The 12,161-nt window shown below is 70.7% G+C and carries 10 protein-coding genes; 8 read left to right on the top strand and 2 right to left on the bottom strand.

Annotated features, from left to right (window positions below; all coding sequences use genetic code 11):
• Positions 1-196 precede the first annotated feature (196 nt).
• Entirely contained in the window at positions 197-427 is a 231-nt protein-coding gene (locus MFF61_RS06915; protein WP_238234347.1) for a hypothetical protein, read from the top strand.
• 169 nt (positions 428-596) lie between these two features.
• The gene (locus MFF61_RS06910) at positions 597-1,325 is read left to right on the top strand and encodes a response regulator (protein ID WP_238234346.1); all 729 of its coding nucleotides are present in this window, start codon (positions 597-599) and stop codon (positions 1,323-1,325) included.
• A 344-nt stretch (positions 1,326-1,669) separates the two neighbouring features.
• Here MFF61_RS06910 and MFF61_RS06905 read toward each other — a convergent pair whose 3' ends face one another.
• Positions 1,670-2,551: a YihY/virulence factor BrkB family protein gene (locus MFF61_RS06905; RefSeq protein WP_238234345.1), complete on the bottom strand. Its 882-nt coding sequence runs from the start codon at positions 2,549-2,551 to the stop codon at positions 1,670-1,672.
• A 220-nt stretch (positions 2,552-2,771) separates the two neighbouring features.
• Here MFF61_RS06905 and MFF61_RS06900 point away from each other — a divergent pair, with 220 nt between their 5' ends.
• Positions 2,772-3,659, top strand: coding sequence for a DMT family transporter (locus MFF61_RS06900; protein ID WP_238234344.1), 888 nt, complete (start codon positions 2,772-2,774; stop codon positions 3,657-3,659).
• Positions 3,660-3,790: 131 nt separating this feature from the next.
• Complete coding sequence (locus MFF61_RS06895) at positions 3,791-5,473, top strand: acyl-CoA dehydrogenase family protein (protein ID WP_238234343.1); 1,683 nt, start codon at positions 3,791-3,793, stop codon at positions 5,471-5,473.
• Between the two features lie 52 nt (positions 5,474-5,525).
• On the opposite strand, the gene MFF61_RS06890 is transcribed toward MFF61_RS06895, so the two are convergent.
• Positions 5,526-7,154, bottom strand: coding sequence for an acyl-CoA synthetase (locus MFF61_RS06890; RefSeq protein WP_238234342.1), 1,629 nt, complete (start codon positions 7,152-7,154; stop codon positions 5,526-5,528).
• Between the two features lie 177 nt (positions 7,155-7,331).
• Here MFF61_RS06890 and MFF61_RS06885 point away from each other — a divergent pair, with 177 nt between their 5' ends.
• The 4 genes from MFF61_RS06885 to MFF61_RS06870 all read left to right on the top strand — a co-directional run bounded on the left by MFF61_RS06885 (position 7,332) and on the right by MFF61_RS06870 (position 12,107).
• Entirely contained in the window at positions 7,332-7,658 is a 327-nt protein-coding gene (locus MFF61_RS06885) for a hypothetical protein (RefSeq protein ID WP_238234341.1), read from the top strand.
• Between the two features lie 197 nt (positions 7,659-7,855).
• Positions 7,856-8,812, top strand: coding sequence for a hypothetical protein (locus tag MFF61_RS06880; RefSeq protein WP_238234340.1), 957 nt, complete (start codon positions 7,856-7,858; stop codon positions 8,810-8,812).
• A 136-nt stretch (positions 8,813-8,948) separates the two neighbouring features.
• Positions 8,949-10,877 (top strand): propionyl-CoA synthetase, encoded by a 1,929-nt coding sequence (locus tag MFF61_RS06875; protein ID WP_238234339.1) that lies wholly within the window; start codon positions 8,949-8,951, stop codon positions 10,875-10,877.
• Positions 10,878-10,985: 108 nt separating this feature from the next.
• Positions 10,986-12,107 carry an NADH:flavin oxidoreductase/NADH oxidase gene (locus MFF61_RS06870; protein WP_238234338.1) on the top strand — a complete coding sequence of 374 codons (1,122 nt, stop codon included), beginning with the start codon at positions 10,986-10,988 and terminating at the stop codon, positions 12,105-12,107.
• Positions 12,108-12,161: the final 54 nt, after the last annotated feature.

Genomic DNA, 12,161 nt, shown 5'->3' with positions numbered 1-12,161 from the left:
AAGATCGGCGCGGGACGCGGAGCCGTCTGACGACACCGCACGATTCTGCATGGCTCGCGGCAGTGTGTGCGCCAGAGCACATCCACCCTGGGGTGTTCACGACGCAATCGGCACGCAACAGTGTTTGCCTACAACCGCCGCGTCCCTCTGCGACGGGGCAAAGACCGCCCGCCATGACCTGCCGAGGAGATCGGCCATGCTCTGCACGATCCAATCCGGTCCCGCCGCCCCCCGGACGACCGCTCGGGACGAGGCGCCCTGGCGCGACGATCTCGAAGCCCTGCGCACCCTGCTGCAGGACTCGCGCGGCGCGGGCCCGACCCGGGCGCAGATCGCCGCGCTGATCGAGGACGAGGCCCCGGGGGCGCTGCCCCGGCGCGCCCGGGAGCGGATCGCCGAGCGCCTCGCCGCGGCGCTGCGCGGTTGAACCGCGCGGAACCGGTGGGTGGCCGGCCTCTTGCGATCCCGCGGCATGGACGGCGTCCCGGTTCGCAGTCATTGTCGACGTCTTGTCAGTCCCAGTCTGCGTGTCGGCCAGTGCAGGTCCGCGTGTCCTTTCCCGCTTCGAGCTCTCCTGAATCCCGGAAGGGCGCCCGATGACAGGGGCGAGCCAGCGCATCGTCGTGGTGGACGACGAGCCCGACGCCCGCGCGATGGTGGGCGACTACCTGCGCATGCACGGCTTCGAGGTCGATCTCTGCGAGGGCGGCGGCGCACTGCGCCGCCTCCTGGAGCAGGGCCATCCCGACCTGATCGTCCTCGACCTCAACATGCCGGAGGAGGACGGGCTGTCGATCGTGCGCGACCTCAAGGCGCGCACCACCATCCCGATCATCATGCTGACCGCCACCGCGAGCCCGATCGACCGCGTGGTCGGGCTCGAACTCGGCGCCGACGACTACCTGCCCAAGCCCTGCGAACTGCGCGAACTCGTGGCGCGGGTGCGCTCGGTGCTGCGCCGCGCCGCCCTCGCGCGGCCCGCGCCGGCGGAGCCCGCCTCCGCTGCCGCCCCGGGCGGCGTCCGCTTCGGCCGCATGCTGGTGGATGTCGAGACGCTGCGCCTGCGCGACGAGACCGGGGCCGAGCAGATCCTCACCCGCTCGGAATTCGCCCTGCTCAAGGCCTTCCTCGACAATCCCAAGCGGGTGATGAGCCGCGAGCGGCTCCTCGACCTCGCGGATGCCCGCGACCCGGACGCCTTCGACCGCGCCATCGACGTGCGCATCAACCGAATCCGCAAGAAGGTCGAGCCGGACCCCGCCAACCCGCGCTTCATCAAGACGGTGCGGGGGCTCGGCTACGTCTTCCGGCCAGAGGGCGACTGACGCGAAACCTGGGACTTCGTTTTGCAACCGCGTGGGTCAGGCGCACGGAACCCCTCTCCCGAGTGGGAGAGGGGCAGGGGATCGAAGATCCCGCGTGAGGGCGTACGGCCTCAGGATCAATCGCTGAGGACGGAGCCGGGCAGCGGATCGGTTCAGGCTTCTTCTGCGCCGTCTCCACCCTCAACCCTGCCCTTCTCCCACACGGGAGAAGGGTTCCCCGCGCTCGATGATCGGCGTCTGCGTCCATTGCGGGAAAGATCATGCCGGTTCCACTCACCGGTGTGTGCAGAGCCGGTGTCGCTCGATCTCGGAGGCCTTGGGCAAAACCTTTCGGCCGGCGCTCCTCACAGCAGCTTGATCGTGTCCTTGCGGCTCTGGGCGCGGGCCTGCAGCCGGCGGCGGCGCGCCGCGATGACGGTGCCGTTGATCTCCCCCCCGAACAGGAACATGGCGGCGAGCCAGTAGAGGAAGATCAGGAAGACCATCGCGGTGGCCAAGCCCCCGTAGGTGGACACGTAGGCGCCCGAGAAGCGGTCGAGGTAGAGGCCGAAGCCGAGGCCCGCCAGCACCCACATGCCGAGCGTCACCGCCACCCCGGGCAGCACCATGTGCCAGGGCCGCCGCCCGGCCGCGATGAACTTATGGGCGATCACCAGCACCACCGCGACGAGCAGGGCGGTGAGCGCGACCCGCACCACCGCGAAGGTGAGGCCGAGCGGTTCGATGCCGGGCGCCACCATCACCAGCCCGCGCCACATCAGCGGCCCCAGCACCACCAGGAAGGTGAAGGCCAGCATCGCGAAGGCCGCGCAGACGACGTAGCCGATCGATTCGAGGCGGGTGAGCCACCAGGGCCGCATCTCCCGCAAGCCGTAGGCCCGATTGAGGCCGACGCGCAGGCTCTCGACCCCGCTCGACGAGAAGTAGAGGGCGAGCGCCGCGCCGAGCGTGAGCAGGCCGCCCCGCTGCTCCGTGAGCACCCGGTGCACCTCGGCCGCCACCGGCCCGGCCACCTCGCTCGGCCAGATCTCGAACAGCAGGTTGCTCGCCTCGTCGGCGAGCGACTTGGTGCCGAACACGCTGGCGAGCGCGGTGAGCAGGATCAGGAAGGGAAACAGCGAGGTCAGCAGCGAGAGCGCGATATGGCTCGCGATGGCCCAGCCGTCATGCGCGACGAAGCGCTGGGCCGCGATGGCGGCGATCTCGAGGGCGGTGCGGACGCGCATGGCGGATCCGGCTTCTACACCGGTCGGTGGCCCGGCGAGAGAGCGATTCCGCCACGGCGCAGCGTCATGTGAGGCGGGCTTGGCGCTGTCGGATCCTCATACGCGTGGTTGGAAATCGCTGGCGGAGATCCGCCCAGCACCATGCACGCGAAGCGCAGCCGCCATCCGGCCGCATCGCTTGCACGGACGCAACGGCCGTGCTGCCTGCGCGCGCAGAATGATGAAGACCACGCCAGATCCCGCCGCGCTCGCCGCGCGCCTCGCCCCGGCCGCGTTCGTGCTGATCTGGTCGACCGGCTTCGTGGTCGCGCGCCTCGTCGCGCCGCATGCCGACCCGCTGACCTTCCTGTGCCTGCGCTACCTCGGCACGGTGGCGGTGCTCTCGACCGTCGCGTGGCTCGCGCGGGCGCGCTGGCCCTCCGGCTGGCGCGGCTGGCGCGACGCACTCGTCTCCGGGATTCTGCTCCAGGGCGTCTATCTCGACGGGGTCTTCTGGGCGGTGAGCCGGGGGCTGCCCGCCGGCATCGCGGCCCTCGTCACCAGCCTGCAGCCGCTGCTCACCGCCCTCGTCGCCGGCCCGGTGCTGGGCGAGCGGGTCTCGGGCCGGCGCTGGCTCGGCATCGGGGTCGGCTTCGTCGGCGCCGGGCTGGTGCTCGCGCCCAAGCTCGGCGCGGGCGCCGACGCGATCCCGCCCGCGGCGCTCGGCGTCTGCTTCTGCGCCACCGTCGCGATCACCCTCGGCACCCTGTGGCAGAAGCGCACGGCGGCGGCCGTGGACCTGCGCACCAACGCGGCGGTGCAGTTCCTCGGCGCCGGCCTGATGACGCTGCCGCTGGCGCTCCTGCTGGAGCAGGGGCGGTTCGACGCCTCGCTGCCGGCGTTCCTGGGGCTCGCCTGGGCGGTGCTGGGCCTGTCGGTGGGCGGGATCCTGATCCTGCTCTGGCTGATCCGGCGCGGCGCGGTCGCCGGCGTCGCGGCGCTGTTCTACCTCGTGCCGCCGGTCTCGGCCGCGATGGCCTTCGGGCTGTTCGGCGAGACGCTGAGCACGGTGCAGGTCGTCGGCATGGGGGTGGCCGCCCTGGGCGTGGCAATCGCCAGCCGGGGCTGATTCCCGCTTCCGACGACCGGGGCGGCCCGTCCCCATAAGGTTGGGGGCGACGCAAGGGGACGCAGCCCTCTACAAGCCGCTGCATTCGCCGCTATCATGCAGCGCACAAGACTTCGCCGGAGACGAGAGCCATGTCAGCCCAGGCCGCGCCCCTGCCCGTCGATACCGACCTCGTGTCGCTCGCCCGCGAGGCCGCGACCTCCGCCAAGGCGCTCGCCGCCGATGCCGGCCGGCGCGTGCGCGCCGGCGTGGCGACCGCGGAGGGGCGGCTCTCGGCCGAGCGGCTGGAGGCCGAGCAGCACGCCGCGCACGGGCTGGCCTGGCTCGCCACCTACGCGGAGGCGGTCAACCAGCTCGCCGCCTATGCCGAGCGCCTGCAGGAAGCCGGCCGCTTCGGCGAGACCGAGACGCTGCTCTTGCGCATCGGGCTCGGCGAGTACCTGGACCAGATCTTCGGCGGCATCCCGATGAGCCAGGGCGAGATGGTGCGGCCCACCACCTCGCTCGGCCTCAAGCCCCAGGAGGTCGCGCGCCACCGCACCGCCGCCGTCGAGACGCTGATCGCCGACGGCAACACCGCGGTGCACCGCGCCGCCCTGGTCAAGCTGATCCGCGAGGGTCAGGGCTCCGCCACGATCGGCGATGCCGGCCTCGACGAGGACATGGAGGCGATCCGCTCCGAGATGCGCCGCTTCGGGCAGGCCGAGGTCGTGCCGCACGCCCACGAGTGGCACCTGCAGAACGCCTACATCCCCCTCGAGATCATCTCCCAGATGGCCGAACTCGGCGTGTTCGGGCTCACCATCCCGGAGGAGTACGGCGGGATGGGCCTGCCGAAGATCTCGATGTGCGTGGTCTCGGAGGAGCTGTCGCGGGCCTATATCGGCGTCGGCTCGCTCGGCACCCGCTCGGAGATCGCCGCCGAACTGATCCTGTGCGGCGGCACCGAGGAGCAGAAGCAACGCTTCCTGCCCAGGATCGCCTCGGGCGAGATCCTCCCGACCGCCGTCTTCACCGAGCCGAATACCGGCTCGGACCTCGCCAACCTGCGCACCAAGGCGGTGAAGGAGGGCGACGTCTGGAGGATCCACGGCAACAAGACCTGGATCACCCATCCGGTCCGCGCCGATCTGATGACCGTGCTGGTGCGCACCAAGCCCGACGAGCCGGGCCATCGCGGCCTCTCGCTGCTGCTCGGCGAGAAGCCGCGCGGCACGGACGAGGATCCGTTCCCGGTCAAGGGCCTGTCCGGCGGCGAGATCGAGGTGCTCGGCTACCGCGGCATGAAGGAATACGAACTCGCCTTCGACGGGTTCGAGGTGCCGGCCGCCAACCTGCTCGGCGAGGTCGAGGGCAAGGGCTTCGCCCAGCTGATGCAGACCTTCGAATCCGCCCGGATCCAGACCGCGGCCCGCGCCATCGGGGTCGCGCAATCGGCCCTCGACATCGGCCTGCGCTATGCCGAGGAGCGGGTGCAGTTCGGCAAGCCGCTGATCGCCTTCCCGCGGGTCGCCGACAAGATCGCCATGATGGCGGTGGAGATCAACATCGCCCGCCAGCTCACCTACTTCTCGGCCCGCGAGAAGGACGAGGGCAAGCGCTGCGACCTCGAGGCGGGCATGGCCAAGCTGCTCGGCGCCCGCGTGGCCTGGGCGGCGGCCGACAACGCGCTGCAGATCCACGGCGGCAACGGCTTCGCGCTGGAGTACCAGATCAGCCGCGTGCTCTGCGACGCGCGCATCCTCTCGATCTTCGAGGGCGCGGCCGAGATCCAGGCCCAGGTCATCGCCCGCCGCCTGCTCGAGACGCAGTGAGCGGGGAGGGGCTCCGGCGACGCATCCGGAGCCCCGCCTCCCTCGGGCTGATCTAAATGGCCTTGGCCATCTCGCGCAGCACGAACTTCTGGATCTTGCCGGTCGAAGTCTTGGGCAGTTCCGTGAACACCACGTGCTTGGGCACCTTGTAGCCGGCGAGCGACTGGCGGCACCAGGCGATCAGCTCCTCGGCCGAGACCATCTCGGAGGCCTTCAGCTCCACGAAGGCGCAGGGCGTCTCACCCCATTTCTCGTCGGGCTTGGCCACCACCGCGGCGGCGGCCACCGCCGGGTGCTTGAACAGCGCCTCCTCCACCTCGATCGACGAGATGTTCTCGCCTCCCGAGATGATGATGTCCTTTGAGCGGTCCTTGAGCTGGATGTAGCCGTCCGGGTGCTTCACGCCGAGGTCGCCCGAATGGAACCAGCCGCCCGCGAAGGCGGCCTGCGTGGACTTCGGATTCTTGAGGTAGCCGCGCATCACCACGTTGCCGCGGAACATCACCTCGCCCAGCGTCTCCCCGTCCGCCGGTACCGGCCGCATCGTCTCGGGATCGAGCACGTCGAGGGCTTCGAGCGGCGGGTAGCGCACGCCCTGCCGGGCCTTGCGGGCGGCCTGCTCGGGTTTGGTCAGGGCATCCCAGTCGGCATGCCACTCGTTCACCACCGCCGGCCCGTAGGTCTCGGTGAGGCCGTAGAGGTGGGTGACGTCGAACCCCGCCTCCGCCATGCCGGCGAGCACCGCCTCCGGGGGCGGGGCGGCGGCGGTGAAGAACGCGACCCGGTGGGGCAGGGGACGCCGCTCCGCATCCGAGGCGTTGATGAGCAGCGACATCACGATCGGCGCCCCGCACAGATGCGTGACGCCGTGATCCGCGATGGCGTCGTACATCGCCTTGGCGCGCACCTGCCGCAGGCAGACATGCGTGCCCGCCACCACCGAGAGCGTCCAGGGGAAGCACCAGCCGTTGCAGTGGAACATTGGCAGCGTCCAGAGATAGACAGGATGCTTGCCGAGCGTGCCCGTGACCACGTTGCCGACCGCGAGCAGGGCCGCGCCGCGATGGTGGTAGACCACGCCCTTGGGGTCGCCCGTGGTGCCGGAGGTGTAGTTGAGCGAGATCGCGTCCCACTCGTCGCCCGGCATGGCCCAGGCGTGGTCGGGATCGCCGGAGGCGAGAAAATCCTCGTAATCGATCGTGCCGAGGCGCTGGCCCTCGCCCGCGTATTCCGGATCGTCGTAGTCGATCACCAGCGGCGTGACCTTGGCCTGCTGCAGGGCCGGCGCCATCACGCGGGCGAACTCGCGGTCGGTGATCAGCACCTTGGCCTCGCCGTGGTCGAGGCAGAAGGCCAGGATCGCCGGATCGAGGCGGGTGTTGAGGGTGTTGAGCACCGCGCCCGACATCGGCACGCCGTAGTGGCACTCGATCATCGCGGGCGTGTTGGCGAGCATCACCGCCACGGTGTCGCCTCGGCCGATGCCGTGGCGGGCGAGCGCCGAGGCGAGGCGCCGGGCACGGGCATAGAGGTCGCGGTAGCTGCGCCGCAGGGAACCATGGATGACCGCCACGTGATCCGGAAATACCGTGGCCGCCCGCTCCAGGAAGCTCAGGGGCGTGAGGGGCTGGAAGTTGGCCGGGTTCCGGTCGAGTCCCTGGTCGTAGATCGTCGTGGTCATGGCGGCTCCTCCCGCAGCCTCCCGGCGCTGCATCCGGCGCGACTGTGCCATCGTTGGGCCGGAACGCCGATGCGAAAAATACGGCGGAGGGCGGCCGTGCCGCGGCGTGCCGTCATCTTGCCGCAGCCGTGGCGGTGAATTAACGTCAGCGAAACAGTGAGCTCGGGCCGACAGGAGTTGGCGATCGTGTCAGGCAGACCTTCCGGCGATCTCTTCAGCTCGTTCCTCAACGTCATGCGCGAGCCTGGCGGCAAGGGCTATGCGGCGTCCCGCGCGAGCGCGGCCTTTGCCGGGTCGCAGGTGGATGTGCTCTCGACCGTCGTGAGAAGCATCGGGTCCGGCGAGCCGGCCACGATCGTGGATGTGGCGCAGCGCACGGGCCTCCCCCTGGACACGCTGGCGCGCACGCTGCAGAGCGGCGTCGATACGGGTCTTCTCAATCCGGTCGGTGGCCAGGACAGCAGGGCCTACGCCCTCACCTCGCTCGGGCGCAAGGTGCTGTGATCGCGACCTCACTCTGCGTGCGAGGGTCTGTCACAACCTGAGGTTCGTGGACGGGTTCTTGAGCAGGTCTCACATTCCCTTGCGTCGTTGCGGGGGAAGGCGTGGAAGGTTGGAACCAACTCGTCGGCGTGATGGGGGCATGGCAGGTGGGTCCTCTGGCCAATCCGCCGGAGGCCTTCTGGGTCGTGTTGATCGGATTGCTGATCGGCGCCGTCGAGACCGTGTCCCGCTACAAGGGTGATCCGGCACGCGCGCTCTTCAGCGCGCCGGCGGCCCTCTACATCGCCGTCAACGTCATCGCCTGCCTGGGCATGCTGGTTTGCCTGCGGATGATGCGGCCGGATTGGCTCTTTACCGACCTGAAGGACGACCCTGATCTCCAGAAGCTTTCGCTCATCCTGGCTTCCGGCTTCGGCGCCATGACGCTGTTCCGCTCGTCGCTGTTCAGGATCAAGACCGCCGACGGAGAACTCGGCTTCGGACCGTCGTTCCTGCTCGACACGCTGCTGTTCGCGTCGGACCGCGCCATTGATCGCGGCGTGGCGCCGCCGCGTGGCAACGCGGTTCAGGCGATCATGAAGGACGTCGCGTTCGAGCGCGCCCAGATCGCTCTGCCGGTCTATTGCTTCGCGCTGATGCAGAATGTTCCATCGCAGGAGCAGCGGGACGTCGGTGTCCAGGTCAAGGAACTCGCGGCCTTCGGCCTGCCGCCGGAGATCAGCGCCTTCAATCTCGGCCTCATCCTGATCAACGTCGTCGGCACCGGCGTCCTGAAGCAGGCGGTGAAGGATCTCGGGCCCTACATCAGTTACGATCCCCTGGCGGGCGACCGGCGCTTCACGGCGATCGCCACGCTGATGAACGGCTTCGACGTTCGTCAGGCGCAGCAACTGGCGGAGGCGTGCTTCAGCCTCGGCCGGCCGGTGTCGCTCAACGGGCTCGGGGATCTCCGCATCCGCATCGCCCAGCTCGGGCAGGAGGAGATCGATTCGCGCCTGAAGGCCCTCATCCTGGGCCGCTGGCTGGTCGATCTCGTGGGCCATTCCACCGTCGCGCTCGCGATCGAAAGTCTCAAGCAGGGGCCAGGCGCGCCACCGCCCCCGCCCGGGCAACCGCCTGCCGCAGGGAACGCACAGGATTCCCCGCGAGCCTGACGCAGCGATCGGGCCGCTGCGCCACGGCCGTGCGCGAACCGGCACGCCACCGGGCTCCGGCGACGTCTTGCCTGCCGCCGCCGAGTCCCGGACAATCCGGCCAACCGCCGGGAGCCGGCGGAGGAGGAGGAACGTCATGGCGGGCAAGAGCCGCTCCCCGGAGGAGAGCCGCTACCCGGAGGTCTACGCCGCGTGGACGGCGGATCCGGCGGCATTCTGGGCCGAGGCGGCGCAGGCGATCGCCTGGGCCAAGCCCGCCGATCGCGTCTTCGATCCGCAATCCGGCGTGTTCGGCCGCTGGTTCGCCGGCGCCGAGGTCAATGCCTGCCACAACGCCGTCGACCGTCACGTGGCGGGCGGCCGGGGCGATCAGGCGGCGATTCTCTACGATTCCCCCGTCACCGGCACCAAGCGCCGCATCTCCTACGCGGAGTTGCAGGACGAGGTGGCGATGCTCGCGGGGGTGCTGCGCGACCTCGGGGTCGCGCGCGGCGACCGCGTGGTGCTCTACATGCCGATGGTGCCCGAGGCGCTGTTCGGCATGCTCGCCTGCGCGCGGCTGGGCGCCGTGCATTCCGTGGTGTTCGGGGGCTTCGCCGCCAAGGAACTCGCAGCGCGCATCGAGGATGCGACGCCCAAGGTCGTGATGGCGGCCTCCTGCGGCATCGAGCCGGGCCGCACCGTCGCCTACAAGCCGCTTCTCGACGAGGCCTGCCGCCTGTCGCAGCACAAGCCGGACGCCTGCCTGATCCTGCAGCGCCCGCAGGCGCGCGCGGACCTCGTGGAGGGCCGGGACCGCGACTGGGCCGCGGCGGTGGCGGCGGCGCGCGAGGCCGGGCGCCGTGCGGAATGCGTGCCGGTCGCCGCCACCGACCCGCTCTACGTCCTCTACACGTCGGGCACCACCGGCAAGCCGAAGGGCGTGGTGCGCGACACCGGCGGCTACCTCGTGGCGCTCGCGTGGTCGATGCCGAACCTCTACGGCATCCGCCCGGGCGAGGTGTACTGGTGCGCCTCCGACGTCGGCTGGGTGGTGGGCCATTCCTATATCGTCTACGGGCCGCTCCTGCACGGCTGCACCACCGTGCTGTACGAGGGCAAGCCGGTCGGCACGCCGGATGCGGGTGCGTTCTGGCGCGTCATCGCCGAGACCGGGGCGGTGGCGCTGTTCACCGCGCCGACGGCCTTGCGCGCGGTCAAGAAGGAGGATCCAGAGGCGGCGCTGATGCGCGGCCACGACCTCTCGCGGTTCCGGACGCTGTTCCTGGCCGGCGAACGGGCCGACCCCGACACGGTGGCCTGGGCCGAGCGCATCCTGGGCGTGCCGGTCGTCGACCATTGGTGGCAGACCGAGACCGGCTGGCCGATCGCCGCCAACCCGGTGGGGCTCGGGCTGCTGCCGGTCAAGCACGGCAGTCCGACCGTGCCGATGCCGGGCTACGACGTGCAGGTGCTCGACGAGGGCGGCAAGCCGGTCCCCGCCGAGCAGATGGGCACGATCGCCATCAAGCTGCCCCTGCCGCCCGGCTGCCTGCCGACGCTGTGGCAGCAGGACGAGCGCTTCCGCGAGAGCTACCTCGCCACCTTTCCGGGCTACTACAACACCTCGGATGCGGGCTTCCTCGACCCGGACGGCTACGTCTACGTCATGGGCCGCACCGACGACATCATCAACGTCGCGGGCCACCGGCTCTCGACCGGGGGCATGGAGGAGGTGCTGGCCTCGCACCCCGCCGTCGCCGAATGCGCGGTGATCGGCGTGCGCGACAGCCTGAAGGGGGAGGCGCCCTGCGGCTTCGTGGTGCTGAAGGCGGGCTCGGCGCGCGCGCCCGACGAGATCGAGCGGGAGCTGGTGGCGCTGGTGCGCGAGCGCATCGGCCCGGTCGCCGCCTTCAAGATCGCCCTCACGGTGGGGCGGCTGCCGAAGACCCGCTCGGGCAAGATCCTGCGCGGCACCATGAAGAAGATCGCCGACGGCGAGCCCTGGACCACGCCGCCGACCATCGACGATCCGCTGATCCTGGAGGAAATCGGCGAGGCGCTGCGCGCGCGCGGCCTCGGCTGAGGCCCGTGCGGCCTCGCTTCCTCCGCATGGGGCCGATGCCGTGGCGGGGCTTTTCCGGGACGCGACCACGGGCCAGATAGGGCGCTGGTCCGCCACGGAGTTGTCCGCATGAGCACGCCTCGATTGTTCCAGCCCCTGCGCCTCGACGCGCTGGAACTGGAGAACCGCATCCTCATCGCGCCGATGTGCCAGTATTCGGCACGGGACGGCGAGGCGAGCGACTGGCACATGATGCATCTCGGCCAGCTCGCGATGTCGGGTGCCGGGCTTCTCACCATCGAGGCGACGGCCGTCTCGCCCGAGGGGCGCATCACCTACGGGGATCTCGGCCTCTACAACGATGCCTGCGAGCGGGAGCTCGGCCGCGTGCTCGGCGCGGTGCGCGACTACGCGCCAATCCCGGTCTGCATCCAGATCGCCCATGCGGGCCGCAAGGCGTCGAGCGAGGTGCCCTGGCGCGGCGGTGCCCAGGTCGCCGTGGAGAGCCCTCACGGCTGGCTCACCGAGGCGCCCTCCGCGCTCGCCCACGCGGACGGGGAAGTGGCCCCGCGCGCCCTCGACGCCGCCGATCTGAAGCGGCTGCGCGACGCCTTCGTGGCCACCGCCCGGCGCGCCATGCGGCTCGGCATCGACGCGGTCGAGATCCACGCGGCCCACGGCTACCTGCTGCACCAGTTCCTCTCGCCGCTCTCCAACCGGCGCACCGACGCCTATGGCGGCAGCCTGGAGAACCGGATGCGCTTCCCCCTGGAGGTCTTCGATGCGGTCCGCGACGCGGTGCCGGCGGGCAAGCCGGTCTGGGCGCGGGTCTCGGCCACCGACTGGGTGGAGGAGGGCTGGGAGGTCGAGCAGACCGTGGCCTTCGCCGAGGCCCTGAAGGCGCGGGGCGCCGCCGCGATCCACGTCTCCACCGGGGGCGTGTCGCCCAAGCAGAAGATCGTGCTCGGTCCGGGCTATCAGGTGCCCTTCGCCGAGCGGGTGCGCGCGGCCACCGACCTCCCCACCATCGCGGTCGGTCTCATCACCGAGCCGCGGCAGGCCGAGCAGATCCTGGCGGAGGGCAAGGCCGACGCGATCTCGCTCGCCCGTGCCATGCTGTACGACCCCCGCTGGCCCTGGCACGCGGCCGCCGAACTCGGCGCCCGGGTGCGGGCGCCCAAGCAGTACTGGCGCTCGCAGCCGCGGGAGTACAAGGACCTGTTCAAGGACGCCGCCTTCGGGCAGCGCTGAGGGAGGCTTCCGCGCACCGGCCGAGGCCGGGGTGCGGATCCTCGCCCCTGTGAG

It is taken from the genome of Methylobacterium isbiliense (assembly GCF_022179325.1).
In the GTDB taxonomy this organism is placed as follows: Bacteria; Pseudomonadota; Alphaproteobacteria; order Rhizobiales; family Beijerinckiaceae; genus Methylobacterium; species Methylobacterium isbiliense.
Note: the sequence above shows the minus strand (reverse complement) of the source record. Positions and strands in the feature narration are given on the sequence as shown.